Below are 26256 nucleotides of genomic sequence, written 5' to 3'. Positions count from 1 at the left end.
GATATTGAAATTAAAAAAGTAATCGCCAGAAATGTCTTGAAATGGTGAAACGTGCATGCGTTTTTGTGCGGACATAGTCATTTCCGGCAAAATCGCAGAGTTTTCGGCCGTGCAGACATAGTTGTGGCGGTCGCCAAAGGTGTTGTTCACCTCAGCAATGGCCCCCACAAGATCCCCGTCGCGAAATGCCAGCCAGAAACTGACCGGATTGAACCCAAGTCCCAGAAAGCGCGGCTGGGTCAGCAGCATCACCTTGGCGCCAGATATGCCATGATCCGTAAACACCTTTGTGGCCCACGAAAGGCCATCCCCGGCGCCACGCGGCCCGCCATGATCCTTGTCCCAGACAGACAACAGATTAAAGCGGTTGCGTCCAAACAACGCGGGACCTTCGCGCGACAGTGGATCTATCAGCACAAAGTCGACGTGATAGCTGAATATCCGCGCGCCCGGCCCTTTGCGTCGATGGACGGTCCGAGCAGCGATATGTTCGGGCCAGGCGCTCATGCAGCCAAAGCCAACCGCTGTGCCGAAATTGAGCGCGTAACGCGCATGGCGCTGGCATAGCCGTCTTCGTGAAAGCCGTGACGCAGATAGGCGCCGGCAAACCAGGTGTTGCGTGTGCCCTGCAGCTGCGCGACTGTTTGCTGCGCCCGCAATGCTGCGCTGTCAAAGATGGGGTGTCTGAACATCTTTTGATCATAGATCAATTCATCACGCACGTCAGTCGCCGGGTTCAGGGACACAAACATCGGGTCGTTTTCCGGAATATTCTGAAGCTTGTTCATCCAATAGGTCACGCCAATCTCGGGACGGCTGTCGACCAGATCAGCTTTATACACCCAAGATGACCAGCACGCGCGCCGTTTTGGCATCTGCGCGGTGTCGCGATGCAGGATCATGCGGTTGTCCTGATAGCGTAGATCACCAAGGGCTGCGCGTTCTTCGGGACTCGCGTCCGTCAACAGACGCAGGCTGTCGTCGCTGTGGCAGGCCATAACGACCTGATCATAGCTTTCGGCCTCATGGCCTCGCGAAGACACCACAGCGCCGCTCTGCGTGCGTCTCACGGCCTCTACGGGGGCGTTTTCGCGGATTTCTACCCCGCGCAGCTCTAAATTGCGGCGCAAACGGCCGACATAGGACGTAGAGCCGCCCGAAACTGTCCACCATTGGTGTTGCCCCTTGTGACTGAGCAAAGCGTGATTGCGAAAAAACTGAACCAGCGACTTCGCTGGAAAGGCATCGATTTCAGTTGCAGGCGTAGACCAGATCGCGCCACAGATCGGCATCAGGTAATACCGGCGGAACCAATCGCCCAAGCGCATGGTCTTGATAAGGTCACCAATGGTGACATCGTCGGTCTTTGCAAGCGCCTCGGCATTTGCGTTGAACTTAAAAATATCGCGCACCATCCGGTAGTAAGACGGACGTGTCAGGTTTTCTTTCTGTGCTGTCAAAGACGACAGGTTGCGTAGACCATATTCGATCCGTCCGCCGTCGATTGTAGCACCAAAGCTCATGTCGGATTTTTCGACCGGCACGTCCAGATCCTGGAACATGCGGGTCAGATGCGGATAGTTGACGTAGTTGAAAACGATAAATCCGGTATCAACCGGCTGATCGCCGTTTAAGCCGGCCACAACGGTCCGTGCATGACCGCCAAGCCGCTTCTCGCCTTCATACAACGTGACCTGAAACTGGTCCGCAAGCTGGTATGCGGCAGCCATGCCAGAGATCCCGCCGCCAACAATGGCCACGCGCTGACGAAGAGAAGTGGGTATATCAAAAGACATGTAAGCTCCGGCGTTACTTTCAGAATTTACGCATTCCATAGGGCAGTGGATCAAATTTGTTGCGGGTTTTTTTCTATTTTTTGATCCGATGCTTCACCCGCCTCGTAAACTCGATATGCTGACGCTGGACCAGATAACGACCAAAGAGCTTGACCGCGCGCCCCAGGCGCATCGCGAGATCATGTCTTCAAAGGCTGTGAGGCAAGGCGTGGCAGAGGGATTTTCAGACCAAACCAACTGGATGTTGGCCGTGCGAGATTCGCGCGACAAAGCCGCGTTTGGCCTGTTGTTTGACTACTACGCGCCTCGACTCAAGGGCTTCGTCATGCGTTCCGGCACCGGAAACGCGCAGGCAGAAGAAATCGTTCAGGACGTTATGCTGACGGTTTGGCGCAAAGCCCATCTGTTTGACCCGCAACGTGCGCAGGTCAGCAGTTGGATTTATCAGGTGGCTCGCAACCGCCAAATTGACATCTTGCGCAGAGAAGCTCGCCCAGTTCCCGAAGAGCTTAAACCGCCAGAGTCAACAGACGAAGACGCAAGTCAAATTCTCGCGCTTGACCAAGAGGCTCAAAAGCTTCGTCAGGCCCTCGCGCGTCTAAAACCGGGTCAGAGAGAAATGGTGGAAAAAGCCTATCTCGGTGACCTGACACACGCAGAAATCAGGGCAGAGACAGGTCTGCCTCTTGGAACAATAAAGTCGCGCATCCGACTGGGGCTGGAAAAGCTGCGCCACGAACTCAAGGACTTGAGATCCCCATGACCACTCTTTCTCAGGACATCAACCACCACATTTCCGAGCCGCTCTTGGCCGCTTATGCTGCCGGGTCGCTGGAATCCCACTATGCTTTGGTCGTCGCAGCACATGTGTCGATGTGCGACGAATGCCGTGCGCGTTTGGCTGCACACGAAGCTGCTGGCGCAGCCGTTATGGAATGCTCTGTCTCCAAAAACATCTCACCTCGGGCAAAGTCAGACGTCATGGCGATGCTCGATCAGCCGGCACCGGCCCCCGAAGTGTCTTACACGAGATCAGGCGTGTTTCCTGCACCGGTCATGGCCGCTCTCAAAGGCAAGCCACCGAAATGGAAACCCGTGGGATTTGGCGTCCGGCAGAGCATTCTGCACGCCGATAAGTCCGGCTCCGTCAGGCTGCTTTACATTCCAGGCGGCGAGGCTGTGCCCGAGCACGGACATCGCGGCATAGAGCTGACCCTAGTTTTGCAAGGATCTTTCAGCGACGAGACCGGCCGGTTCGGTGTTGGCGACGTTGAAATTGCAGGTGATGATCTGGATCACGCTCCGATCGCAGACAAAGGCGATGCTTGTATCTGTTTGGCCGCGACCGGTGCGCCATTGCGGTTCACGTCCCTGGTGCCACGTATTTTCCAGCCGATCTTCAGAATCTAAAAAGGGCAGGGGATAACCCCCCGCCCTTTATTTTTCAAACCTTTGAATGGTTGCCGCTTACAGAAGTGCGCCCATTGCTTTGCCGGTATCGACCATACGGTTCGAGAAGCCCCATTCATTGTCATACCAGCTGACCACGCGGACAAGTCCTTCGGACGTCACACTTGTTTGCGGTGCGGCAAATGTCGAGGAATGCGGGTCATGGTTAAAGTCCATGGACACCAGCGGACGATCTTCATAAGCCAGAATGCCTTTCAGAGCACCTTCGCTGGCGTCTTTGACAGCGGCATTGATTGCGTCAACAGATGCGGCTTTCTCTGGAACGAAGGACAGGTCCACCAAAGACACGTTGGCTGTTGGAACGCGGATCGCGGACCCTTCCAGACGACCTTTCAGATGCGGCAGAACCTCGGAAATCGCGCGGGCGGCACCGGTTGACGTCGGGATCATGCTCATGGCTGCGGCGCGGGCACGGTACAGATCCTTATGCGCGGCATCATGGGTTGGCTGGTCACCGGTATAGGCGTGGATCGTTGTCATATATCCGGTCTTGATGCCAAAGGTGTCGTCCATGACTTTCGCCAGAGGCGCAAGGCAGTTCGTGGTGCAGGACGCATTCGAAACGACGATGTCATCAGCAGTCAAATCACCGTGGTTTACACCATAAACAACAGTGCGGTCCGCGTCTTTGCCCGGTGCCGAGATCAAAACCCGTTTGGAGCCATTGGCCAAATGCGCGGTCGCTTTGTCTTTGGCAGTGAAAATGCCAGTGCATTCATAGGCGATGTCCACGCCAGACCATGGCAGGTCTTCTGGATTGCGGATCGCGGTCAGTTTGATCGATTGGTTGCCGACTTTGATGATGTCGCCTTCGACCGTGACGTCCGCCTTAAGGCGACCGTGAACCGAGTCAAACTGAAGCAGATGCGCCAGAGTCTCGGCAGGGGCCAGATCATTAATGCCGACGACATTCACATCTTGCACGTCCTGCTCGATAATCGCGCGCAACACATTGCGGCCAATCCGCCCAAAGCCGTTGATGGCGATATTAAGGGTCATCTTTTATCTCCGGTTATCTTTACAGCGGCAGAGTTCTAGGATTCTACGCTGTAGCACTTGTTAGCGTTAACAATTTCGGCTCACCGCTAACGCTAACAGTTGGGAAAATCAAGAGGCAGACTTTCTAAACTCACGCGCTTGTGCGGCCTCCGCGTCAAAAAGCGCAACATTCGGCCTATCTCAGAGATTGATCCCGCAAATGGCTTCCTCTACAAGCAGCCTCAACCGAGTCCCCACGTAGGTTGACCCGTATCGGGACTCGTGAGTGACATTTGAACACGCGGCGTGACCCTATCCACATGCTGCAAAACCCCTCTGAGACAGGTGAAAGGCGAAAAATTCATGACCGACACATCGAAGCCAGACGTATTGTATACAATTGTAGACGAAGCTCCGGAGCTGGCATCTGCCTCCTTGCTTCCGATCATTCGTTCCTTCGCATCCGCGGCGGGTCTGAATGTGGGAACCAAGGATATTTCGCTGGCAGGCCGGATCATTTCGACCTTCCCGGAAAGCCTGCCTGCCGATCTTCAGCAGTCAGATGATCTGGCAGAGCTGGGATCTCTGGTGAAAACCCCAGAGGCAAATGTGATCAAACTGCCAAACATCTCGGCTTCTGTCCCACAGCTTGTTGGCGCGATCACCGAGTTGCAGGAAAAAGGCTATACACTGCCTGACTACCCAGAAGACCCGCAAACAGACGCTGAAAAAGCCGTGCGCGCCAAGTATGACGCGATCAAAGGCTCTGCGGTGAACCCTGTTCTGCGCGAAGGTAACTCTGATCGTCGTGCTGCGAAAGCGGTCAAGAACTATGCTCAGAACAACCCGCACTCCATGGGGGCCTGGGTTTCTGACAGCAAAACCAAAGTGTCCTCCATGCCGGGCAAAGACTTCTACGCAAACGAAGTTTCGGCGACCATCTCGGCCGCACAAGCAGGCGATGCGAAAATTGAATTCGTTGCAAAGGACGGCGCGACAACAGTTCTGAAAGACGCATGGCCTTTGGATGAGGGCACGATTGCGGACGCGACCTTCATGTCGGCAAAAGCCCTTTCCAGCTTCCTTGCAGGCGCAATCGAAGACACCAAAGCCGATGGCACCATGTTCTCTTTCCACATGAAAGCGACCATGATGAAAGTGTCTGACCCTATCATCTTTGGTCACGCGGTCAAAGCTTGGCTTGGTCCTGTCTGGGACACCCATGGCGCAGCGATTGCGGCGGCCGGTGGCTCTCCGAACTCCGGTCTTGGTGATGTTCTGGCGGCGATTGAGACGCTTGATAACGCGGATGCAATCAAATCCGAGATTGCCGCTCTGGATCGCCCCTCGATGTATATGGTTGATTCCGACAAGGGCATCACCAACCTGCACGTTCCGTCTGATGTGATCATCGACGCGTCCATGCCAGCCGTGATCCGTGCGGGCGGCAAGGGTTGGGACGAAGCAGGCAACAAGGGTGACACCAACTGTGTTATCCCGGATCGCTGCTATTCCACTGTCTATGACGAGACGATCAACTTCTTCAAAGCCAATGGCGCGCTTGATGTGACCAAGGCGGGCGCTGTGGCCAACGTCGGCCTGATGGCGCAGAAAGCCGAGGAATACGGATCTCACCCAACCACATTCGAAGCGCCTGCGGATGGCACCATCCGTATCGTGCTGGCCAACGGTGAAACCCTGCACAGCCACGACGTGGACGCAGGCGACATCTGGCGTGCGTGCACAGTGAAAAAAGCACCGATCGAGAACTGGATCCAACTGGCGATGGACCGTCAGCGTCTGACCGGTTCCGAAGCGATCTTCTGGCTCGACGCAAACCGCGCCCACGATGCACAGTTGATCGAATATGTAGTGCCAGCTCTGGAAGCTGCCGGCGTTGCGGATAAGTTCCTGACACTGGCCCCACGCGAGGCGACCCGTCAGTCGCTGGAAACCATTACAGCGGGCAACGACAGCATTGCCATCACCGGCAACGTTCTGCGTGACTATCTGACCGACCTGTTCCCGATCCTCGAGCTGGGCACATCGGCGAAAATGCTGTCCATCGTGAAACTGATGAATGGTGGTGGCCTGTTTGAAACCGGGGCAGGGGGTTCGGCACCTAAGCACGTTCAGCAGCTGGTGGAAGAAAACCACCTGCGTTGGGATTCGATGGGTGAATTCTGTGCTCTCGGTGAAAGCCTGAACTTCATCGCAGATGCACAGGGCAACGCCAAAGCGGGTGTGCTGGGCGCTGCGGCGGAAATCGCGACGCAAGGCATTCTGGACAACAACAAATCCCCGTCTCGTAAAGTGGGCGAGCCTGACAACCGTGATAGCCACTATTGGTTCGCGCGTTACTGGGCCGAGGCACTGGCCGCTCAGACAGGCGACGCCGATATGGCCGCGCATTTCACGCCGATTGCTGAAAAGCTGGCGGCGAATGAAGACGCGATTGTGTCTGAACTGGCAGCCGCTCAGGGCAAGCCAGCGGATCTGGGTGGGTATTACAAGACCGATCCTGCGAAGACGGCCGCTGTCATGCGCCCAAGCGCCACTCTGAACGCGATTATCGATTAATCAGAGCGTTCTGATCCAAACGAAAGCGCCGCCTGAAAGGGCGGCGCTTTTTGATTTGGGCATAGAGAAAGGCGCCCGGGGGACAACGGACGCCTTTCTGGTGCCAGCGTGGGGGATGGCACTCGGGGAAATTCTAGCTGTTTACGACGGCTCTTAAGTCCTTGCGCATCGTGTCTTTCAGGATCGCTTGATAGGCCGCACGTTCCTCGCCCTGGTTCAAGACTGGCTCAGACACACCACGGGCCTTAAGGGCACGCGTCGACATATGCAGGATCTTGCAATAGGTCTCGGCACGTTTTTCAGCGCGATCAACGGCGTTTTGAAGGGACCTGAGGGCGCCAGCGCGGGTGAACGACAGCAGAGACACTGGCTCTCCCGCGCTGACTTGGACCGCCAGATCCGAGAAGCGACTGGTGACGCTTTCCTTCAGTTTGCAGTTCATCTTCCGCTCTAAGCCAAACTGCGAGAAGGCATTCTTGGCGGAGGTGGCACAGACAAAGATACCGTTGCCGCGATACGTCACGAGATCGGCGTCTTCGCCATATAGGCCGGTCAGTTGCCCCGCGACTTCGCCTAACATCCGGCGGAAGCCAGCACCCGACATGCTGTCAAAGAGTTTGTCTACATTCAGAAGTTTGATTGCGAAAACGCTGGTGGTCAGCATCTTCATTCGCGACATCTGAAGCAGATAGTTTTCAAAGCTAACATAGCCGGTCACGCGATCGATGCCGGTGATTTCCACCGGTTCGGACAGGCTGTGTTCAAAACTACGCGCCAGATCCTGACGCAGAGACAAAAGCGCTGCTTCGCCTTCCTCGATACGGACGGCTTCAGCAATCAGACGCTCTGCATTGTTCAGGCGGCTGAAAAGCTCAAGAAATTCAAATGGTTTGGTGATATAGTCCGTTGCACCTGCCTGAAAGGCTCGGTCGACGAACTTTTTTTCTGACATGGCAGTCAGCATCAGGATCGGTGTGCGCTCATAGCCTTTGGTGGCACGCAGCGCGCTGCACAGGTCGACACCGTCCATTTCCGGCATCTGGATATCCAGAAGGCAACAGTCAAACGGTTGATCTGAGGCGCGCACTATGTCCAGCGCTTCGGCCCCGGAGCTTGCCAGTTTGACCGAGTGTTTGCTTTCCGTCGCGATTGCGGTCTTCAGCAGTTCGCGGATGTCTGCGTCGTCATCAACAGCAAGTATTCGCATGAGCCTCATGTCCTCGTCATTCAACCAATGAGGGAACGCCTTCTGTGAATTCTTTCACTGGCGCGTCGAGCAGATTGCGCCGTTTCCCTGAAAAACCGTTTTATTGACGCAGTTTGACCGAAACGTGGCGAAAGATGGCGAAACTTGGGCAAATATCCCAAAGTTGAGCAACAGTGTGGTGACAAAAGTGAAACAAACGTAAAGAAAACCTAATTAATCCATATTTTGCTGCGAAGGATTAAACTGACTTTAACCGGCCTGAGCTACTCTGTTCTTGTGAGGCAGACCACATAACAAAAAAATGGATAAACCTTAATGAGCATTACTGCATACAAGCGGACAATCACCCAGACTGAAAATCCGCGGCAGATCGAACGGCGTGTGTTCTCTAATGTCACCGCCGAAATGGAAGTACGCTCGCAAGAGTTTGACGTGGCTGAGAAAGCCAGCGACAAACTGAAAATCCTTTCCGAGGGGTTGCGAGACTCGTTGTCTTATAACCAACGCATTTGGCAGACGATCCGCAGCGATCTGGTCAGCCCAGGCAATGCTTTGGCTCCAGATCTTCGTGCTGGCTTGATTTCTTTGTCACTTTGGGTTGAGAATCACACCAACGAAGTCCTGAAGGGACAAAAGAAGGTGAAACCGTTGTTGGACATCAACCGCAGCATTATCCGCGGTCTTGAAGGCAACCCGATGCACGTCATGGAGTGACCCTTGGCCCTACGCCTAACGCTGAAACCGAATGAGAAGATTGTTATCAACGGCTGTGTGATCCGAAACGCGGATCGCAGGCAAATGCTGACGATTGAAAATCATGCGGATATTGTGCGCGGCGTGGACCTTTTGGACGAGGGCGAGGCCGGGTCTCCGGTGAAGAATGTGTACTTTTTCATCCAGACCGCTTTGCTGAACCCCGCGGTGCGGGATGATCTGATCCCGGTGATCCAACAAGACCTGGCCAAACTGGTACCAGTGTTTCATGAGGAAATCGGCGGACACATCTTTGAAGCGGCAAACCACGTTTCTTGCCGTGACTTTTACAAAGCGATGCGCGCACTGCGCCCCCTGATCCAATATGAAGGGCGGCTGTTAGAGATGCTGCAGAGCAAATCAGGCGACGCTCAGGTGAGCGCGGCTGCGGAGTAGGGCGGTAGCATGGTTATCAGCGTATCAGGATTGACCAGCCAGGCTGCGTTGAACCTTATCGACAGAACCCGCGATACGCAGATGACGACGTTGCGCAGCGAAGCGCAGCACCAACGGGCTGCGAGCGTTTTTCGCGAACGCATTGCATCGATCACGACACCAGAAGAGTTGGTGAAGGATTTCGAAGTTTACAGCTTTGTGATGAATGCCTTTGACCTTGAAGATCAGATCTTTGGTCGCGGGATGATGCGCAAGATCCTGGAAAGTGACCCAGTGGACGATTCAGCCTTGGTAAACCGCCTGTCTGACTCTCGCTTTGGTGAAATCCACGAAGCGCTAGGTTTCACGACCTCGGGTGGCACAACGGTCGTGCCCGATTTCACGGACACGGACTGGCAGGATTCGATCGTTGATCGGTATTTCAACGTTCAGTTCCAGAACCAATATAACGATCAGAACGAAACCGTCGGCACCGTGATGGAGTTTCGCGACAAGGTTGACGGGTTCAATACCTGGTTCAACATTCTCTCTGATCGCAGCATGACAGAGTTCTTTCAGACGGCTTTGGGCATGCCCACACAGCTGTCGAGCCTGGATATCGACAAACAGGCCGAGATGCTCGAGAAGCGGTTTAGCTTGGAAAAATTGCAAGACCCTCGCGAGGTCGAAGGGCTGATTTCGCGCTATATGATCATTCGCGATGTGCGCAACCCGCCGGCTCAGGCCACCAGCGCGGCCATTCAGATCCTGAACAACACGTCAGGCCAATTTGTGCCGTTTACTCTGGATATCGAGGCCGTGAATTTCTCGGGCGCGTCGCTGTTTAGATAGGACGTCAGTCCATCATTTCTTCGCCATCATCGTCATCCGGCAGCTCAATGTCGCCCGCTTCGGCTAGCTGAACTGCGGCCTCCACAAGGTCAGACTGGGCTTTCTTGACGTCTTTGGACTTCACAGGGCCCATCGCTTTCATCTCATCCTGCAACATATCGCGCGAGCGCGCGGGCAGGGCGTTCAGGAAATGCTCGCGAACGTCCTTTTCGGCCCCGCGCAGCGCCATTGGCAGCGTATTGCCTGATACTTCGCGCATGATTTTGGCCAATGCGTTGGCTGGCACTTTGCCAAGGTCGTCGAAGACAAACATCTTTTGCTTGATGGCGCGAATTTTCTCGGGAATGTTCTTTTCCAGCTCGCGGGCGATGCCTTCAAACATCTTGTTGTCGAGCTTGTTAAAGACCTTCACCAGTTGTTTCTCGGCCTCGGCTTCGGCGTTGTTGCCGGCTTTTGCAAGCACTTCGCGACGCAGGCTTTCTTCGATTGCCGCCATAGCATCCGCTGGTAGAACTTCGATAGAGACCATGCGCTCGATGATGTCGACGGTACGATCTTCGCCCATCAAAGGCAGCACGCGCGCGACGGCATCTGGAGTGACTTTCGCAAGGATAACAGCAACGGTTTGGTTGTGCTCTTTGCGCAGGTAATCCGCGAGCATTTTTTCATCGAGTTTCGAGAGTTCTTCCCAAAGGTTGTCGCCCACTCCGCCTTCGATCTCTTCAAGGATCGAATTGACACGCTCTTCGGGCAGGAACCCTTTCAGCAGGCCACGTGCCGCCTCGACCGACCCGACAATTCCGCCATAGTCTGAGAATTTCTGGCCAAATTCGCGCATCACCTCTTCGACAATGTCGGACTGAACTTCGCCCATAGACGTGATCGCGCGGGTGATCTTATTGATCTCAGAGCTTTTAAGCTCTTGCATGAGCTTGCTGCCGCGTTCTTCGCCCAGACACAGGAACAGGATTGCCGTTTTTTCCGGACCTGTCAGGCGCTGTGCGCGGCGAATGGTGGCGAATTGGTTCATGACTGCTCTGTAATTGCGACCAAATGGCCGGTGAAACTCACCTTATACTTGGATAACCTATGCCATACTTACTCTGCAACCTTAAGTTATCCACAATATCTTGTGTTGCGCGCTACCCTCCGCCTGAAACGACGTTGTAGGATTGCATTAACGAGCCCGCCAACATGTACCAGCCGTCAATGAGAACGAAGAATATCACTTTAAACGGTAACGAGACGATCACCGGCGGCAACATCATCATACCAGCGGACATCAGGACCGAGGCGACGATCAGATCAATCGCGATAAAGGGCAGATACAAGAGAAAGCCAATGGTAAAGGCGCGCCGAAGTTCCGAGATCATAAAGCTTGGAATAAGAACGCGCCATTCAACTTCCTGCGCGGTTTCAGGAATGACCTCTGGATCTGGTGTTCCTGCGATATCGCGAAACAGAGCCATGTCTTTCTCGCGGGTGTTGACGAACATGAACTCGCGAAAGGGTTCCGAAATTGCGACGGCCGCTTGTTCTTCGGTGATGGCGTTGCGGATCAGCGGTTGAAGGCCGTCTTGATAGGCATCGTCAAAGACCGGCTGCATTACGAAATAGGTCATAAACAGCGCCATGGCGTTCAGAACCATATTGGGCGGCGTCTGGTTCAGGCCAAGCGCCGACCGCAGCATCGCAAAGACGATCACGAACCGGGTAAAGCTGGTCATGACGACAAGCAGGCCGGGCGCAATCGAAAGCACTGTAATCAGCGCAAACAGCTGAATAAGGCGCCCAGCAAGCGTTGTCGTGCCCTCAGATCCCGGTTCTTCGCCGCTGATCGTACTGGAGAGCTCGCGCAGAAGGCCTCCGAAATCCTCTTGCGCCAAAGCAGGCGCCGCCAGGAAAATCCCGGCGGACAGGGCCACGAAGAGCCCTAAGAGAACATGGGGGAGCCGCACCGGATCAGTTGCCGGCGATAAAGTCTTTGACGATCTCTCGCAGGGCGACGCCGATGAATTCGCCGTTCACTTTGACCAGATCGCCGCGCGCAACCATGCGGTCGTTAATCATAATGTCGATCGGATCGCCAACTTTGCGGTCCAGCTCGATAACCGACCCTTTGGTCAGTTCCAGCAGTTCGGAAATCGACATCCGCGAGCGACCAAGCACGACCCGCACGTCCAGTTTGACGTTGTACAGCGCGTCGATGTTGCGCCCTCCCAGTTCTTCGCCTTCGGCAATGGCTTCGAGCGCCTCTTCTGGCGACACAGAGCCTTCGGCTGGGGCTTCGGTTTCAGTGGTTTCAGGCGTGTCTTCAGACATGGCTTAAACTTTCTGAGGTTGAGGGTTCATTTTCGAGGACGCATCGCGCAGCCCGTCGAGGAGTTCCGCGACGACACGGTCGAGATTGTATTTCAGGAAGCCATTTTCCCAGGTCACACGGGCTTCGCCATTCTTGAAAGAGGCCTCTGTGGTGACCTCCAGCATGTCGCCGTTCGGGTCGATGACTTTAAGGGGTTCTGTCAGCGCGGCTTGGGTATCAGGGGCCAGTTGAATGTGCAGTTTCGACTGCCCCACACCCAAATGGGCCGCTTCGGTAATGCGGGCCTGAACCAGATCGGCTGAATAGGCTTTCAGAAAATCCGGCGCGACGCGTTCGGCAACATCCAGGAACAGATCGACAATGTCCTGCTGCATATCCGCGCGACGGCGGGCGTCTTCGGTTGCGAAATCCGCGATCCGGTTCTGAAGTTCTTGAAGCGCCTCAAGCGCTTCGGCCTCGATGGTCTGGCGTTCTGACTGGCGACCGGCGTCTTCGCCTTCGGTCAAGCCTTGCAAATGGCCCTCGGCGCGGGCGTCGGCCAGCATTTTGCCCAGCTCGGCCTCTGTAAAGGTGAAAAGCGGCTCGCTGGGCTCTTCCACCGTGTCGTCGGGGGCGTCGACTTGTGCAACAGAGGCCTGTTCTGCGTCAAAATCCCTGAGAAACAGCGCATTCATGCTTCAGCCTCCTGATGCAGCCAACCACGCAGGACGCGCAGGACTTCGTCAGGCTTTTCTTCCGCCATGTTCTGGATCGCCTCGACGCGCGCTTTGATCAAGCTGCCGCGGACACCAAGCGTTTCGATGTATTCATGCGGGCCGTCGTCTTCGTTGATGTCGAAGATCGACGTGGCACCCGGTGCTTCGGGGTCACTGCCATTGCGCACCGCGCGCGGCTCGTATTCTGGCTGAGACGCGGCTTGAGCGCCGGGCTGTACAGGCGTCAGACCAGAGTCATCAGGCGAGGGCAGGGGCTGTTGAACGGATGTATCTGCTGTCAAAACCTCGCCATTGGCGTCGGTGGTCACTTCCAGAGGCTCACCGTCTGGGCCCGTCAGCGCCACAGCTTCGCTGTCATCAAGCTCTGCTGGCTTTTCCAACAACGTGCGCAGTGCCGGACGCACGCCCATGATCATGATCATCGCGACAATGGCCAAGCCAAGTAGGGCGCGCAGCACAGACATGAAGTTGCGCGTGATCTGATCCATGATCGACATGGTGACGGGGTCGCCGACTTCCATCGAATAGTCCATGAATCGCAGGCTATCGACCGAGACTTCGTCCCCGCGTGCTTCGCTAAAGCCGACAGCGGTTTTGACCAGTTCAGACAGTCGCGCGATTTCTTCGGGCGCACGATCCTCATAGATCACGTCGCTGCCCTCGACGTTGTAGATGCCATTTACCAAGACCGCGACCGAGATGCGCCGGATCTCACCGGCTTCGCGCACGATCTCGCGGCGGGTGTTGCCGATCTCGTATTGAACGACTTCGCCCGATTTCGATTGGGTGTTGCTTGCACCTGCGCCGTCGCCCTGAAGGGCCGCTGGGATGTTGTTTTCAACGCCAACATTGCCTGCACCTTCGGTGCCGCTTTTGTCTTCGGTCGTGCTTTCGGTGGACCGAACAACTTGCTGTTCTGGGTTAAAGCTCTGCTCCACCACGACTTCGCGCGCGCTTGTCAATTCGACGTTGACGCGTACGCGCGCATTGCCTGCGCCAACGCGTGCCGTCAGCATGTTCTGAACTTCTTGCGCCAAACGCTCTTCGATTGTCGACTTGGTGGTTTGCAATGTGACCTGACCACCTGCGGATCCGGTTTCGGCCAGAATGACCTCGCCGCTGGCGGACAGAACGGTCACGCGGTTCAGATCAAGCTCTGCAACAGAAGAGGCCACAAGGTTGCGCACGGCGGTCGCCTGTTTGCGGCTGATCGCACGGTCCGGAACGGGGCGAACAATGACAGATGCCCGTGGGCTGGGCCGCTCGCGGCTGAACGCTTCACGTTCGGGCAGAACCAGATGAACCCGCGCGCTTTGTACGCCTTCAAGGGTTTGGATCGAGCGGGCCAGCTCGCCCTCCATTGCGCGCAGCCGGTTCACACGCTGCATGAACGAGTTCATCGCCAGACCGGTGGACTCGTCAAACAGCTCCCAGCCGGGATCGCCTTCGATCGGAATGCCGGTTTCCGCAAGGACCATCCGAGCGCGTGCCATATCAGAGGCAGGAACGGACACCGAGGTGCCATCCTCGGACATCACCGCGTTGAAACCAGAGCTGGTCAGGGTTGCTTCGATCGAACTTGCCGTTGCTGCCGAGAGGTTTCGGTACAGAGGTTGATAGTTCGGTGCAGTGATCGCTGAGATGCCGAACAGCATTACGCCCATCACCACCGCAGTAACGGCCCCCAGGATCATGAGTCGACGCTGTCCCAGCGCCATCAGATTGTTCAGAAAGTTCTGCACGGTGCCTCCTGAGGCCTTATGGCTGTCTTTGTCCTAAGGATAGACTATTTTTGAATAGCAAGTAAATATCCATGTCTATACTTGCATTCAATTGAAAAAACTAAGAATATACCAAGCAGAAAAAGCGGAAATTCCATGGCTAAGGCACCTGAGGAAAACGAAGCGGAGCTGGCAGCCGAGGCGGCGGGTGAAGAAGACGCCCAGCCAAAGGGCAGTAAAAAGCTTCTGATTGCAGCGGTTGTGCTGTCGCTCGTCTCTTTGGGCGGGGGCTTTTTCCTTGCGCGGATGGCGTTTCAGCAAGACGCAGAAACCTATGCTCCGGACTACGTCGAAGAAGTCGTCGAAGACGAAGGTGTTGACGAAGAGCTGGCGGCCAAGGAAAGCGACGACAAGAATGCTGATGGTGGTGGCGACGGCGAAGAAGAGGTCAAGACCGCCGAAGATGGCATCATCGAGTTCGACGAGATCCTGACCAACATCACCAGCTATAACCAGCACGGTGTTCCCATTAACGCCTTCCTCAAGATGAATGTTGTGATGGTGTATCGTCCGGACCCCGGCTCGAAAGAGCTGATGGAGTCCCGCAAGCCCTTCATGCGGGATCTGTTTAACGGATACGCCCGCAGCCTGACCGAAGCAGACGTGCGCGGCATGGCCGGAATCCTGACGGTGAAATCCGAGCTTTTGAAACGGGCACGCGCCGCGGCGGGCAACGACCTGCCGCAAGAAATCCTGATCAGCGATCTGATCGTGCAGTAGCGAGGCGAGTATGAACAAGATCATGACGCCAGAAGAAATTGCGGAGAACGGCAAAGGGGTGATCGACGAGATCATCCGGATGTCGGACTTCAATTTCGATCGCCTTCCGATGCTCGACATCATCGGCGAGCGATTGGCGGACGCTCTGACGACAGTCTTGCCTGAAGTAACTGGAACGATTGTCGAAGCGTCTTTGAACAATCTCGACTATTTGCCGATGGCGCAGGCGATGGATGGTATCACCACGCCGTCCTTCCTGGGTATTGTCGAAGCCAACCATTTGAACGGCGATGTTCTTTTGGCTTTGGACTCGACTTTTGCACTGACCACGATGGAGTTGATGCTGGGGGGATCTCCGAAAGGGGATCTGAGCCGGCAGTCCGAAGAGTTCACCATGATCGAGCGCGGGTTCGCGCGACGGATTGGCGATGTGCTGGCGACAGAGCTGCGGCGCTGTCTGGCGATGGTGGCCGATGTGGACATGGAACTTGACCGGATCGAGACCGACCCGGACGCGGCCATGGTCACACAGCCAACCAGCCTTGTGTGTCGGATGCGATTTGCGGTTGCTCTGGCCGGACGTACCGGCATGTTTGACGCGATCATCCCCTATGACGCGCTGGAACCCATTCGCCCCAAACTGGGGAAAATCCATTTCGGGGAACCCAATGAGGACGGCAGTCCATGGAAAGAACAGCTGACAGGTCAGATCGAGCGGTCCGTTGTCGAGCTGGAAGCCGTGCTGACCGAAGTTGAATTGCCAATCCAGACATTGCTCAACTGGAAACCCGGCGAGACGGTGAACCTTTGGATTGAAGAGGATCACGAAGCCCGCGTGATCTGTGCCGAAACAGAAATGTTCAAGGCGCTGATGGGCAAACGCAACAATGGCAACACCGCCATCCGAATTACTGAGCGTATCGAAGCAGAAGAGGAGACCGACCATGGCCGCGACATTGACTGATCTTTTGATCATAGCGCTGCTTACCGGCGCAATTGCTTATGGTTACTACGTATCCCGCAAGGTGCATGTTCTTATGGGAGCGCTGAAAGAGCTTGAGCCTTTGATTAACGAGTACTCCCAAGCCGTCGACAAATCCGAGGCCTCGGTTGCTGCGATGAAGCAGAACCTGGAAGAGCGCCCGATGTTTGACGACGCAGAAGAAGACGACGAGCCAATGTTTGCCACGCGCCGTCAATCGCGCGCGAAAATTCCTGGCGTGCAGGTTGTGCGCGACAAACAGGATCTGGTGCGCCGCTTCTTTGATGCCTCTCGCGCAGAACAGGCCTAGCGATGGCACGGCTTCCGGTAGGTAAAATTTTGATTGGTGGTTTGGTTATGACTGCCGTGGCGAAGGCTGCGGTTTCTTTGCCCGAGCTGCCAAATCCGTTTATCGCACCGGCGCCGGTTATCACCGACATCGTTCTCACCGCTGGGGAAGAGGACGAGAAGATGGATAAAGAGATGGCGGAAGAGGTGGACGAAGACGCGCCGCCTCCGGTGATCGCGGGCTTGTCCAGCACGCCCGGGCTTTGTGAAACGCCAGAAGAAGTCTTGCGCGCGCTGGCGCAGGAACGTGATTTGATCGCGGAGCGTCAGGCGAAGGTTGACGCGCATGAGGCCGAGGTCACCTTGGCACGCGAAAAGCTTGATATCGAGAAGGCCGCTTTGGTCGAACTGAAAGGGTCAATTGAAACCCTGTTGGCCAAAATCGAGGCGCAGCAAACCGATGACGTTCAACGTTTGATCGATTTCTATAAGAACATGAAACCGGCAGAAGCTGCGGGTTTGATGAACGAAATGGACATTGAAGTTACGATTATGGTTCTGGGCACGATGTCCCCAAGGACCGCAGCGCCGATCCTGGCCAAGATGACTCCGGTACGCGCTCGCGCGGTGTCCAAGATCATTTTGGAACGCAGCCAGCTGCCAGGCGATCAGGATCTGAATGGGGTTCGGTTGAACTGATCGGGTTTGCGAGGGGCCGGCCCCTCGAACTCCCCGGGATATTTTGGGCAAGAGAAAAGGCGCGGAGCATCACCCCCGCGCCTTTTGTTTTTATCAGGCGTCGAACCGGTCGTTGTTCATGACCTTGGCCCAAGCCGCGACAAAGTCGTTGACGAACTTTTCTTTGTTGTCGTCCTGTGCGTAAAGCTCGGAATAGGCGCGCAGGATCGAATTGGACCCAAAGATCAGATCCACGCGGGAGGCTGTCCATTTGACGGATCCCGACGCGCGATCCCGCACTTCATAGCCGTTCTCGACCGGGTGCCAGGTATTGGCCATATCGGTCAGGTTCACTAAGAAATCAGTTGTCAGCGCGCCAACGTTGTCGGTGAACACGCCATCCGCGCCGCCGCCGTGGTTGGTGCCAAGCACGCGCATGCCGCCGACAAGTACGGTCATTTCCGGTGCTGTCAGCCCCAAGAGCTGTGCTTTGTCCAGCAGCATTTCTTCTGCCGCCACCGCGTAGTCTTTCTTCAGCCAGTTGCGGAAACCGTCGTGGATCGGCTCGAGCACGTCAAAGCTGTCGACATCGGTTGACTCTTGCGTGGCGTCGCCGCGACCTGCCGTGAAGGGAACATCGACATCAAAGCCCGCGGCTTTTGCGGCGGTCTCGACACCGACGTTGCCGGCCAGAACGATTGTATCCGCAAGGCTTGCGCCATTTGCAGCGGCGATGCCTGCCAGAACGTCCAGAACTTTGGCCAGGCGCGCAGGTTCGTTGCCTTCCCAGTCCTTTTGCGGGGCCAGGCTGATACGGGCACCATTTGCACCACCACGCAGGTCTGAGCCGCGGAAGGTGCGGGCGCTGTCCCATGCGGTTGTGACCAGATCCGAGGTCGACAGGCCGCTGTCGGCGATGGCGGTTTTGACCGCTGCAACGTCATAATCTGTGGCGCCAGCCGGAATAACGTCTTGCCAAATCAGGTCTTCGGCGGGGACATCCGGGCCGATGTAGCGTGCTTTAGGCCCCATGTCGCGGTGGGTCAGTTTGAACCATGCGCGGGCAAAACAATCCGAGAAGTAGTCGAAATCATTTTGGAACTTTTCGGCGATTTCGCGGAAACCCGGATCAACTTTAACCGCCATATCCGCATCGGTCATGACTGGCATGCGACGTTGTGTGGCGTCTTCGGCGTCGACTGGCATGTCCTCTTCGGTGATGCCGACAGGCGCGTATTGCTGTGCGCCTGCTGGGGATTTCACCAGTTCCCAGTCGTATTTGAACAGAAGGTCCAGATAGCCGTTGTCCCATTGCGTCGGGTTGGTGGTCCAGGCGCCCTCGATGCCCGAGGTCACGGTGTCGGATCCAATGCCGCGCGACTTTTTGTTGACCCAGCCAAAGCCCATGTCTTCGATTTCAGCGCCTTCTGGCTCTGCGCCAAGGTGGCCTGCATCGCCATTGCCGTGTGCTTTGCCGACAGTGTGGCCGCCAACGGTCAGTGCGACGGTTTCTTCGTCGTTCATCGCCATGCGGCCAAATGTGACGCGCATGTCTTTTGCTGTGTTCAGAGGGTTTGGCGTTGCGTTCACCCCTTCAGGGTTCACGTAAATCAGGCCCATGACCACTGCGGCGAGCGGGTTTTCGAGGCTTTCGCGGTCGTCAGCGTCGGCATAGCGACCATCTGTCAGCCACTCGCGTTCCGTGCCCCAGTATGTGTCTTTCTCAGGAGCCCAAATGTCCGGGCGGCCATAGCCGAAGCCAAAAGTCTTCAGCCCCATGGATTCATAAGCGACGGTGCCTGCCAGAATGATCAGATCCGCCCAGCTGAGCTTGTTGCCGTACTTTTTCTTGATCGGCCACAGCAGGCGACGGGCCTTGTCGAGGTTGCCGTTGTCAGGCCAGGAGTTCAGCGGAGCAAAGCGCATGTTGCCGTGACCCGCGCCGCCGCGACCGTCCGTTGTGCGGTAGGAGCCCGCAGAGTGCCATGCCATCCGGATCATCAGGCCGCCGTAGTGGCCATAGTCCGCAGGCCACCAATCCTGGCTGTCTGTCATAAAGGCGTGCAGGTCTTTCTTGACCGCCTCAAAATCCAGACCTTTGACCTCGGACTGATAGTCAAAGTCAGGCCCCATCGGATCGGTTTTCGCATCATGTTGATGCAGGATGTCCAAGTTCAGAGTTTTGGGCCACCAATCGGTGGTCGGCTGTGCCTGAGAGGTATTGCCCCCATGCATTACCGGGCATTTGCCAGCGCCTTTGTCATGTACGTTCATGTGAATTCCTTTTTCTGAACTCTGGGTGGGTCGAAAAGCCTGCCGTCGGAATAACGGGTCTTTGGTTTAGAATAGGTCTAAATTTTCATTTGAAGAAATTGTATTTTTGAATTCGATTGATATGTTTTTCTTATGAATAATCTTACTCTGAAGCAGCTTCGTTATTTTTCTGCCTTGGCAAAACACGCGCATTTTGGCCGTGCGGCCGAGGCCTGTGCGGTGTCTCAGCCCGCGTTATCTGTGCAAATCAGAGAGTTAGAGCAGTCTTTGGGCATGGCGCTTTTCGAACGCAGTACGCGCCAAGTCAGACTGACCGGGTTTGGAGAGGAATTCGCCCGACGCGCGCGGGACATTTTGCGGTCTGTCGACGAGCTGTCTGATCTGGCGCGTGCGTCGCAAGAGGGGATGGCAGGGCAGTTAAGGCTGGGTGTGATTCCCACGGTCGCGCCGTATCTTTTGCCTAAGGTGCTTGGGGTTCTGGATGCAGCCTATCCGGGGCTCGAGCTGAAAATTCGTGAAACTCTGACTCAGACGCTGATTGCCGAATTGTCAGAAGGGCGGCTGGATGCTGCGATTGTCGCGCTGCCCTTGGCCGAGGCGGATCTGGCGGAACATGCTTTGTTTGACGAAGAGTTTGTTTTGATCCGCCCGTCGGACGAAGGGGACAGGCCGGTGCCAGCGCCCGATCAATTGCGCGAGATGAAACTGTTGCTGCTGGAAGAGGGCCATTGCTTTCGCGATCAGGCCCTCGCGTTTTGCAGCTATAACCCAACGTCTTCGCGTGAGTTGCTGGATGCGTCGTCATTGTCGACTTTGGTGCAGTTGGTGGGATCAGGGGTTGGCGTTACCTTGATTCCGGATATGGCAGTACCGGTGGAAACACAGTCAGCGCAAGTTGCCGTGGCGCGGTTTGATGCGCCTCAGCCGACCCGGCAAATCGGATTGGCCTGGCGGAAATCCAGCTCGTTGGCGGGGCAGTTGGAGCAGTTGGCCGACACGCTCTGCGCGGCGCTTGGCCCCAGCTAGACGCCCCAGCCGTACCAGACCAGTAGTCCACTCAGACCGATCCATGTTGCGATAAGAAACCAGTAAAGCCCCGGCGTTTCGCGTCGGCTGATTGGTTCTACAAAGTGGGTTTCGCCGCTGCGCAGGGCAGGGATCGTCCAAAGCAGGAACAACACACCCCAGATCCAGTTCTGATCTGTGAACAGCGCCAGATATATCGCGGCAAGGCCAACGTAGGTGCGCCATTTGGGTGCCGGTTTGCTTTGTGATCCGCTGGATTTGGCCTCGGTCAAAAAGAACGCAGCACCGTCGGGGTCTCGGGCCAAGAGGGTGGCCGTGTCTTCAAACAGAATTTCCCCACCTTCGGTCAGAACTTTGGTTTTCGCGGCGATCAGGTCCGGCGTTGCGAACTGGATGGACCAGAATTGCTCTTTGCCGCGTTCCTCGTCAGGCATTTCATGCAGCTCGGCAACGTGATGACCTGTCTTTGATGTCAGCTTAAACGAGGTGTCTTTGTCCAGCGCGGATGCGGTCCAGCCAAACAGCGCGTTGTAGAAATCTTGGACCGCTTTTGCGTCAGAGACATACAGAGCAAACGCCATTGCATGACCTTTGTGCGCAGCGATGGCGCTGGTGTCGGGCAATCCGTCCTGCATCACGGTAAACCCGGCGCCCAGTGGATCGCGGATCAGCGCGATGCGGCCGGAATCTCCCCAGCTGATGGGGCCGATTTCGACGCGACCGCCCAGGGATTTGGCTGTCTCGCAACAGGCATCAATGTCGTCCACATCGATGTAGGGCATCCAGAAACTGGGCATGCCGATATCAACGAATTTCTGCGGCATCTGAAAGATCGCGGCGGCAGTGCCCTGCGATGTTGCGGCAACGTCATAGGCAGAGCCATCAGGTTGGGTGAGCCCGTCATAAGACCAGTCAAAAAGTTTGGTATAGAAGGGTTTCGTCACCTCTGGGCGAAACGTGGACAGATCGCACCAGATGAATTCGCCATGTGCCATTGTCGTGCTCCTCATATGTGGTGCAAACAACTTAAGCGTTGGATTTACGCATCCAAGGGGAAACTTGCCTAGCGTTTCCCGAACATCCGGCCGTCTGTCACGGCAAATCCAATGGCGATGACGGCAAAGCCGACCCACGCGCTGGATGGCAGGCGTTCGCCCAGAAAGCCTGACCCGAGTGCGATTGCGAAGGGTGGGATCAACAGCGTGACGAGCATGAGGTTCGCAGCCCCGGCACGTTTGAGGATCGCGAAATAGAGGCCATAGGCCAGCACTGTCGAGAGGCTCGACAGACTTAGCAGTACGGCCCAGACAGGCGCAGAGAGCGCAAAGCTGGGCATGCCGTCAACTGTCAAAACCAGTGGGATCATCAGAACAGAGCTGCCGATGACCATTCCGCAGGCATTCATAAGCGGCGGTTGGCTGGAGAGAAACGTTTTCCCCCAAACGCTCGCAAAGGCATAGGACAGCGATGCCGCGAGAATGGCAATCTGAGCCAAATTCGCGAGGTTGAAGTCAAGCAATGCCTCTGGCCCCATAATCAGCCCAACCCCGATGAGGCCAAGGCCTGCACCGGCCAGTTTGTTCAGGGTCAGCGGCTCGTCCCGAAGCAGAAGCCCTGCGACGACGGCTCCAAACATGGCGGTGGTGCCGTTGAGGATCGACGCCAACCCGCTGTCGATCTGGCTTTGTCCCCAAAAGATCAGCGAAAAGGGAATGGCGTTGTTTAAGGCGCCCATGCCAAGGTACGCGCCCCAAGTGCGGATGTCTTTGGGCAATGAATACCCCGCAAGGTGCACAATAAGCACCAAAAGCGGTGCGGCCCAGAACACCCGATGCAATGTGATGGTCAGTGGGGGAACTTCAGCCAGCGCGATTTCCGCAAAAAAGAAGGATCCGCCCCAAACAGAGGCGAGCGCGAACAGCAGAAGGCTTGAGGTAAGATCTAGTTTTACGGGTGTCGTCATAGGCGAAGGGTAGGGCGCAGACGCGCGCCCTACAATCCGGATCTTGCGCCTAAGCGCGGTAGGTGGCCACGGGGTCACCCAAAAGATTTTCATCTGGATGCACGCCCAAACCAGGTGTTTCTGGCAGGTTCAGATGCCCGTCCTTGTTGCGAGGTCCGCGGCCGGGGGCCACATCCAGCGTAATCATGTCTTGGCAGGCCCAGACGGCATAGCAGTGCTGATCGGGAATTGTTGCCGCAAGATGCAGCGCTTCGGTATCGGCCAGAACAGACCCTCCCGTTGCCATGACGAACATGTCGATCCCATGCGCCAAAGCGACGTCGCGCATACGCGCAGCTTTCGTAAGCCCGCCCACACGGTTCAACTTAATCCCAAAGATTTCAGCAATACCATCGCGCGCAATTCGGGTCGCATCCTGCAGAGTGACAAGGCTTTCATCAACGCTGACAGGGCCTGCGTGTTTCTGGGAAATGGCGGCAATATCGTCTAGCGACTCGCCCGGTTGTTCGAACATGACGTTCAGATCCTCGGTCGCGCTCATCACGCGAAGGGCCTGTTGCCGCGTCCAGCCGCGATTAACGTCATAGAGAACAATTTCACCGGGTTTGCGAATGTCTTCCATGTCCTGAATGCGTGCGATGTCGCGCTCAACGTCGCCGCCGATTTTGACAGAATGTGCGATGTATCCGCGCTGTCGATACCGATCGATCACCGCGCGGGTTTCATCAACAGTTTTCGCACCAACCGAAGATGCAATAGGGCGCGGAGTCCGAGATCCGCCGCCCATAAGGTCTGCGATCGGCAGGCCGGCCGCCTGCCCCGCGATATCCCAGCAGGCCATATCGATCGGCGATTTTGCATAGAGATGCCCGGGCAACGCAAGGTCCATAGCCCGTTCGACATCCAGAACCCGCCGTGGGTCCAATCCGATGACAAAGGGCGCCATGGTTTCGATGCCTGCGCGAATGCCCGGCCCATGAGCCGGGACATAGGTATGGCCCCAAGGCGTGCCCTCACCCCATCCAGTGATGCCGGCATCGGTTTCTATTTTGACAAAAGTTGCGTCCAGTACCTCGAATTTGAGGCGTCCGCCGGACAGCCAATAGGGGTGTTCCAGCGGCAGATCCCGATGAAAGACGGTTATCGCGGTTATTTTCATGCGTCGTGTCCTGTGTCGAAAACCGCAGCGCCAAGGCTGCTAAAATCTGGGGTGACACCCAAGCCCGGCGCGTCAGGGGCATAGAGTTTGCCTGCGCGGGTTGTGGGGCCGCCGATGCCTGTTGATCTTGCGTTGTAATTCATCAAGTCGGTGGTGTTCTGCAAAAACTCTTCAGGGGTCGACGTTGCGAAATGCGCCACGACCGAAGAGGTGATCTCGCCGCCCCAGGTATCTTCGCTGACCACTGGAATTCGGTTGTCGATCAAGAAATCGCGGACACGGCGGGCTTTGCTGAGCCCACCAAGGTTCGAGATCTTGAGGCAACACACCTCTGCACCTCGGTCTGCGACGATCCGTTGGGCGGCGTGCATTCCGGTGATACATTCATCCAGCTTCATGGGGTGATCCGCCACCCGTCGCACCTGTTGGCATTCTTCATAGGTGCGGCAGGGTTGTTCGAGAATGAAATCCAAGTCTTTGGTGGCCCGTGCAACCCGAATGGCGTTGTCTACACGCCAGCCTTGATTGGCGTCGGCCATGGCTTTTTCGCCGGGTTTCAACAAGGGCACGGTCTGTCTGATCCTGTCGATGTCCCTTTGCCAGTCCGCGCCGACCTTGATCTGAAACTGCCCATAGCCCGAGGCCCTGTGGCGGTCGAGTTCAGCGATGGTTTCCTCGGTCGATCGCTGCGGCGCCACGCGATACATTGGGGCGCCGTCCGTCAGTTTGCCTCCAAGCAGCATCCAGACCGGCTGATCTGTGGCCTTGCCTAAAATGTCCCAGCAGGCCGCATCAAAAGGTGCTTTGGCATAGCCGTGGCCTTGAACGGTGTGATCCAGAAGCTGCTCGATGCGCCCAAGCTGGCGTGGATCTTCGCCCAAAAGGCGACCTGCAACCAGTTTCGCCAGCGCTTCGACGCCTTCGGAATGGGCAATCATATAGTTTTCGCCGCAGGGGGTGAATTCACCGCATCCCTGCACACCTGCGTCGGTATCAAGCACCACGACCGAGGCCATAGCCGTTTCAATCGCGTTCCCGGCACCCCAGCCATAGGCACCGTCGACATAGGGTAGGGGCGTTTTGAACACGCGAACGCGGGTGATTTTCATGCAAGCTCCAATCCTGGCGATGACCCATAGACTAAGCCTGGATGTTTATCCCGAGCGTAAAAAAACGACGGGAATTCCAAAAATCGACCGTCTTATTCGGGATCCTCGCGCAAAGTCGAGCCTTCGGGTGGTTTGCGTTTGGGGTCGTTTTTGAAGGCCATAACAAAGCTGATGATCTCGGCCACGACTTCCCAATGCTCAACCGGCACAGGGTCGTCGATTTCAACAACGTCATAAAGCGTGCGCGCCAAAGGTTTGTTTTCCAGAATTGGGATATCGTGCTCATGCGCAATCAAGCGGATCTGACGCGCCATCAGATCGGCACCTTTGGCGACGCAGACAGGGGCAACGTCTTCGCCCATTTCATATTTTAGCGCGACGGCGAAATGGGTCGGGTTGGTCAGGATCACATCGGCCGACGGAACGCCTGCGGCAATCCTTTGCTGTGCGCGTTGGCGGCGCAAGGCGGCGCGTTTACCTTTGATCAGCGGATCACCCTCGGCCTCTTTCATTTCGTCGCGCACTTGCTTGATCGTCATCATCTGCTTGTTGCGCCAGTTAAAGCGCTGCCAGAGGATGTCGAGGATCGCGACAGGAACCAGAAAAATCGCGGCAGCAATCAACAGTTTTCGAGCGGCCTCTGACATATAGCCGGGCAGGTATTCCGGCAGGAAGCCCGGCGTTTGCCAGATTGCGCGCACGGCTCCATCCGTCACCCAGAGCGCCAGCCCGCCAACGACGAAAACCTTCACCAGACTTTTGACAAACTCGACGAAGGTATTGGCCGAGAACTGACGCTTGATCCCCCCGACAATCGAGATTTTCGACAGTTTCGGTTTGATCCGTTCCGCCGCCACTACGGTTTCACCCTGAATCAGAACCCCGAATATGGCGCCCGCCAACATCAGCCCAAAGATGGGTGTAATGGCGACAGATACCCGGATCACGAAGTCCCAAAAGATCTCGCCCAGATCATTCACGCCCGCGCTGTTGCTGCCGATGTGGATTGTGCCGGACTTATCAATCAAAGAGGCCAGCGCATCCACGATTTGTGGCGTTTGCCATTGCAAAGCAAAGCCTGCGACGCCGATCAGGGACACGACGACCATCATGTTGCCTGTCTCTTTTGAGGTCGGCACATCGCCTTTCTTACGCGCGTCGCGGAGTTTTTTCTCCGTCGGTTCCTGCGTCTGTTGGCTTTTATCCTGGTCTTCGCCTTCTGCCAT

Annotated in this window: 26 protein-coding genes; 11 read left to right on the top strand and 15 right to left on the bottom strand. The window is 56.2% G+C overall.

Translation table 11 applies throughout. From position 1 onward, the window contains the following. Window positions 1-507 (bottom strand): DUF1365 domain-containing protein (locus tag ACEQWH_RS16490; RefSeq protein ID WP_370232661.1); only part of this gene is annotated, 507 nt, incomplete at its 3' end. After that, on the bottom strand, window positions 504-1796 hold the full coding sequence (locus ACEQWH_RS16485) for an NAD(P)/FAD-dependent oxidoreductase (protein ID WP_370232660.1): 1293 nt from the start codon (window positions 1794-1796) through the stop codon (window positions 504-506). The genes ACEQWH_RS16485 and ACEQWH_RS16490, both read right to left, overlap by 4 nt. Window positions 1797-1977: 181 nt before the next feature. Between ACEQWH_RS16485 and ACEQWH_RS16480 the strand changes: the two genes are divergently transcribed. Both ACEQWH_RS16480 and ACEQWH_RS16475 read left to right on the top strand, forming a co-directional pair. After that, the gene (locus ACEQWH_RS16480) at window positions 1978-2559 is read left to right on the top strand and encodes a sigma-70 family RNA polymerase sigma factor (protein ID WP_370232662.1); all 582 of its coding nucleotides are present in this window, start codon (window positions 1978-1980) and stop codon (window positions 2557-2559) included. Further along, on the top strand, window positions 2556-3206 hold the full coding sequence (locus tag ACEQWH_RS16475) for a ChrR family anti-sigma-E factor (protein WP_370232659.1): 651 nt from the start codon (window positions 2556-2558) through the stop codon (window positions 3204-3206). Before ACEQWH_RS16480 ends, ACEQWH_RS16475 begins: the two co-directional genes overlap by 4 nt. Before the next feature lie 57 nt (window positions 3207-3263). Here the strand turns inward: ACEQWH_RS16475 and gap are convergent, their stop codons facing one another. Further along, window positions 3264-4265 (bottom strand): type I glyceraldehyde-3-phosphate dehydrogenase, encoded by a 1002-nt coding sequence (gap, locus tag ACEQWH_RS16470; RefSeq protein WP_370232658.1) that lies wholly within the window; start codon window positions 4263-4265, stop codon window positions 3264-3266. A 342-nt stretch (window positions 4266-4607) separates the two neighbouring features. Here gap and ACEQWH_RS16465 point away from each other — a divergent pair, with 342 nt between their 5' ends. After that, complete coding sequence (locus tag ACEQWH_RS16465; RefSeq protein ID WP_370232657.1) at window positions 4608-6824, top strand: NADP-dependent isocitrate dehydrogenase; 2217 nt, start codon at window positions 4608-4610, stop codon at window positions 6822-6824. Between the two features lie 133 nt (window positions 6825-6957). Here the strand turns inward: ACEQWH_RS16465 and ACEQWH_RS16460 are convergent, their stop codons facing one another. Continuing rightward, window positions 6958-8031, bottom strand: coding sequence for a PleD family two-component system response regulator (locus ACEQWH_RS16460; RefSeq protein WP_370232656.1), 1074 nt, complete (start codon window positions 8029-8031; stop codon window positions 6958-6960). 315 nt (window positions 8032-8346) lie between these two features. Here ACEQWH_RS16460 and flaF point away from each other — a divergent pair, with 315 nt between their 5' ends. Genes flaF through ACEQWH_RS16445 form a run of 3 tightly spaced genes read left to right on the top strand, consistent with a single transcriptional unit; the run spans window position 8347 to window position 10011 of the window. After that, window positions 8347-8745 carry a flagellar biosynthesis regulator FlaF gene (gene flaF, locus ACEQWH_RS16455; RefSeq protein ID WP_370232655.1) on the top strand — a complete coding sequence of 133 codons (399 nt, stop codon included), beginning with the start codon at window positions 8347-8349 and terminating at the stop codon, window positions 8743-8745. A gap of 3 nt (window positions 8746-8748) precedes the next feature. Next, window positions 8749-9180 (top strand): flagellar biosynthesis repressor FlbT, encoded by a 432-nt coding sequence (locus ACEQWH_RS16450; protein ID WP_370232654.1) that lies wholly within the window; start codon window positions 8749-8751, stop codon window positions 9178-9180. Window positions 9181-9189: 9 nt separating this feature from the next. Next, window positions 9190-10011, top strand: a complete 822-nt coding sequence (locus tag ACEQWH_RS16445; RefSeq protein ID WP_370232653.1) for a DUF1217 domain-containing protein — start codon at window positions 9190-9192, stop codon at window positions 10009-10011. Window positions 10012-10015: 4 nt separating this feature from the next. Here the strand turns inward: ACEQWH_RS16445 and ACEQWH_RS16440 are convergent, their stop codons facing one another. The 5 genes from ACEQWH_RS16440 to fliF all read right to left on the bottom strand — a co-directional run bounded on the left by ACEQWH_RS16440 (window position 10016) and on the right by fliF (window position 14792). Further along, the gene (locus ACEQWH_RS16440) at window positions 10016-11041 is read right to left on the bottom strand and encodes a flagellar motor switch protein FliG (RefSeq protein WP_370232652.1); all 1026 of its coding nucleotides are present in this window, start codon (window positions 11039-11041) and stop codon (window positions 10016-10018) included. Between the two features lie 112 nt (window positions 11042-11153). Beyond that, window positions 11154-11936, bottom strand: coding sequence for a flagellar type III secretion system pore protein FliP (fliP, locus tag ACEQWH_RS16435; RefSeq protein ID WP_370232651.1), 783 nt, complete (start codon window positions 11934-11936; stop codon window positions 11154-11156). Window positions 11937-11973: 37 nt separating this feature from the next. After that, the gene (fliN, locus tag ACEQWH_RS16430) at window positions 11974-12333 is read right to left on the bottom strand and encodes a flagellar motor switch protein FliN (protein ID WP_370232650.1); all 360 of its coding nucleotides are present in this window, start codon (window positions 12331-12333) and stop codon (window positions 11974-11976) included. 3 nt (window positions 12334-12336) lie between these two features. Then, the gene (locus tag ACEQWH_RS16425; protein ID WP_370232649.1) at window positions 12337-13008 is read right to left on the bottom strand and encodes a FliH/SctL family protein; all 672 of its coding nucleotides are present in this window, start codon (window positions 13006-13008) and stop codon (window positions 12337-12339) included. Continuing rightward, window positions 13005-14792, bottom strand: a complete 1788-nt coding sequence (fliF, locus tag ACEQWH_RS16420) for a flagellar basal-body MS-ring/collar protein FliF (RefSeq protein WP_370232648.1) — start codon at window positions 14790-14792, stop codon at window positions 13005-13007. Before fliF ends, ACEQWH_RS16425 begins: the two co-directional genes overlap by 4 nt. Before the next feature lie 135 nt (window positions 14793-14927). Between fliF and fliL the strand changes: the two genes are divergently transcribed. From fliL to ACEQWH_RS16400, 4 genes are read left to right on the top strand one after another with little or no spacing between them, the layout of a single operon-like run. Continuing rightward, on the top strand, window positions 14928-15551 hold the full coding sequence (fliL, locus tag ACEQWH_RS16415) for a flagellar basal body-associated protein FliL (protein ID WP_370232647.1): 624 nt from the start codon (window positions 14928-14930) through the stop codon (window positions 15549-15551). A gap of 10 nt (window positions 15552-15561) precedes the next feature. Then, window positions 15562-16515: a flagellar motor switch protein FliM gene (locus tag ACEQWH_RS16410; protein ID WP_370232646.1), complete on the top strand. Its 954-nt coding sequence runs from the start codon at window positions 15562-15564 to the stop codon at window positions 16513-16515. Continuing rightward, the gene (locus ACEQWH_RS16405; protein ID WP_370232645.1) at window positions 16496-16843 is read left to right on the top strand and encodes a flagellar motor switch protein; all 348 of its coding nucleotides are present in this window, start codon (window positions 16496-16498) and stop codon (window positions 16841-16843) included. Before ACEQWH_RS16410 ends, ACEQWH_RS16405 begins: the two co-directional genes overlap by 20 nt. 47 nt (window positions 16844-16890) lie before the next feature. After that, entirely contained in the window at window positions 16891-17520 is a 630-nt protein-coding gene (locus tag ACEQWH_RS16400) for a MotE family protein (protein ID WP_370232644.1), read from the top strand. Between the two features lie 93 nt (window positions 17521-17613). Here the strand turns inward: ACEQWH_RS16400 and katG are convergent, their stop codons facing one another. After that, window positions 17614-19773 carry a catalase/peroxidase HPI gene (gene katG / locus ACEQWH_RS16395; RefSeq protein ID WP_370232643.1) on the bottom strand — a complete coding sequence of 720 codons (2160 nt, stop codon included), beginning with the start codon at window positions 19771-19773 and terminating at the stop codon, window positions 17614-17616. Window positions 19774-19905: 132 nt separating this feature from the next. Between katG and ACEQWH_RS16390 the strand changes: the two genes are divergently transcribed. Next, a complete protein-coding gene (locus tag ACEQWH_RS16390; protein ID WP_370232642.1) occupies window positions 19906-20799 on the top strand; it encodes a LysR substrate-binding domain-containing protein in 894 nt (297 codons plus the stop codon). Here the strand turns inward: ACEQWH_RS16390 and ACEQWH_RS16385 are convergent. The 5 genes from ACEQWH_RS16385 to ACEQWH_RS16365 form a co-directional block, all read right to left on the bottom strand. Then, entirely contained in the window at window positions 20796-21794 is a 999-nt protein-coding gene (locus ACEQWH_RS16385; RefSeq protein WP_370232641.1) for a VOC family protein, read from the bottom strand. The genes ACEQWH_RS16390 and ACEQWH_RS16385 overlap by 4 nt on opposite strands. Window positions 21795-21862: 68 nt before the next feature. Next, a complete protein-coding gene (locus ACEQWH_RS16380) occupies window positions 21863-22762 on the bottom strand; it encodes a DMT family transporter (protein ID WP_370232640.1) in 900 nt (299 codons plus the stop codon). 49 nt (window positions 22763-22811) lie between these two features. Next, the gene (locus tag ACEQWH_RS16375; protein WP_370232639.1) at window positions 22812-23921 is read right to left on the bottom strand and encodes a mandelate racemase/muconate lactonizing enzyme family protein; all 1110 of its coding nucleotides are present in this window, start codon (window positions 23919-23921) and stop codon (window positions 22812-22814) included. Continuing rightward, window positions 23918-25030, bottom strand: a complete 1113-nt coding sequence (locus tag ACEQWH_RS16370; RefSeq protein WP_370232637.1) for a mandelate racemase/muconate lactonizing enzyme family protein — start codon at window positions 25028-25030, stop codon at window positions 23918-23920. The genes ACEQWH_RS16375 and ACEQWH_RS16370 overlap by 4 nt, the downstream gene beginning before the upstream one ends. Before the next feature lie 92 nt (window positions 25031-25122). Next, on the bottom strand, window positions 25123-26256 hold the full coding sequence (locus tag ACEQWH_RS16365; RefSeq protein WP_370232636.1) for a flagellar biosynthesis protein FlhB: 1134 nt from the start codon (window positions 26254-26256) through the stop codon (window positions 25123-25125).

Source organism: Cognatishimia sp. (assembly GCF_964229375.1).
GTDB lineage: Bacteria > Pseudomonadota > Alphaproteobacteria > Rhodobacterales > Rhodobacteraceae > Cognatishimia.
This window is presented reverse-complemented; position numbering and strand designations above follow the sequence as displayed.

Coding starts and splice junctions, on each gene's coding strand:
- fliL (WP_370232647.1), top strand. CDS start 14,928: ATGGCTAAGGCACCTGAGGAAAACGAAGCGGAGCTGGCAGCCGAGGCG.
- ACEQWH_RS16365 (WP_370232636.1), bottom strand. CDS start 26,256: ATGGCAGAAGGCGAAGACCAGGATAAAAGCCAACAGACGCAGGAACCG.
- ACEQWH_RS16440 (WP_370232652.1), bottom strand. CDS start 11,041: ATGAACCAATTCGCCACCATTCGCCGCGCACAGCGCCTGACAGGTCCG.
- ACEQWH_RS16475 (WP_370232659.1), top strand. CDS start 2,556: ATGACCACTCTTTCTCAGGACATCAACCACCACATTTCCGAGCCGCTC.
- ACEQWH_RS16375 (WP_370232639.1), bottom strand. CDS start 23,921: ATGAAAATAACCGCGATAACCGTCTTTCATCGGGATCTGCCGCTGGAA.
- ACEQWH_RS16480 (WP_370232662.1), top strand. CDS start 1,978: ATGTCTTCAAAGGCTGTGAGGCAAGGCGTGGCAGAGGGATTTTCAGAC.
- ACEQWH_RS16425 (WP_370232649.1), bottom strand. CDS start 13,008: ATGAATGCGCTGTTTCTCAGGGATTTTGACGCAGAACAGGCCTCTGTT.
- ACEQWH_RS16390 (WP_370232642.1), top strand. CDS start 19,906: ATGAATAATCTTACTCTGAAGCAGCTTCGTTATTTTTCTGCCTTGGCA.
- ACEQWH_RS16445 (WP_370232653.1), top strand. CDS start 9,190: ATGGTTATCAGCGTATCAGGATTGACCAGCCAGGCTGCGTTGAACCTT.
- ACEQWH_RS16380 (WP_370232640.1), bottom strand. CDS start 22,762: ATGACGACACCCGTAAAACTAGATCTTACCTCAAGCCTTCTGCTGTTC.
- ACEQWH_RS16465 (WP_370232657.1), top strand. CDS start 4,608: ATGACCGACACATCGAAGCCAGACGTATTGTATACAATTGTAGACGAA.
- katG (WP_370232643.1), bottom strand. CDS start 19,773: ATGAACGTACATGACAAAGGCGCTGGCAAATGCCCGGTAATGCATGGG.
- ACEQWH_RS16400 (WP_370232644.1), top strand. CDS start 16,891: ATGACTGCCGTGGCGAAGGCTGCGGTTTCTTTGCCCGAGCTGCCAAAT.
- ACEQWH_RS16385 (WP_370232641.1), bottom strand. CDS start 21,794: ATGGCACATGGCGAATTCATCTGGTGCGATCTGTCCACGTTTCGCCCA.
- flaF (WP_370232655.1), top strand. CDS start 8,347: ATGAGCATTACTGCATACAAGCGGACAATCACCCAGACTGAAAATCCG.
- ACEQWH_RS16410 (WP_370232646.1), top strand. CDS start 15,562: ATGAACAAGATCATGACGCCAGAAGAAATTGCGGAGAACGGCAAAGGG.
- fliN (WP_370232650.1), bottom strand. CDS start 12,333: ATGTCTGAAGACACGCCTGAAACCACTGAAACCGAAGCCCCAGCCGAA.
- ACEQWH_RS16370 (WP_370232637.1), bottom strand. CDS start 25,030: ATGAAAATCACCCGCGTTCGCGTGTTCAAAACGCCCCTACCCTATGTC.
- gap (WP_370232658.1), bottom strand. CDS start 4,265: ATGACCCTTAATATCGCCATCAACGGCTTTGGGCGGATTGGCCGCAAT.
- ACEQWH_RS16485 (WP_370232660.1), bottom strand. CDS start 1,796: ATGTCTTTTGATATACCCACTTCTCTTCGTCAGCGCGTGGCCATTGTT.
- ACEQWH_RS16405 (WP_370232645.1), top strand. CDS start 16,496: ATGGCCGCGACATTGACTGATCTTTTGATCATAGCGCTGCTTACCGGC.
- ACEQWH_RS16460 (WP_370232656.1), bottom strand. CDS start 8,031: ATGCGAATACTTGCTGTTGATGACGACGCAGACATCCGCGAACTGCTG.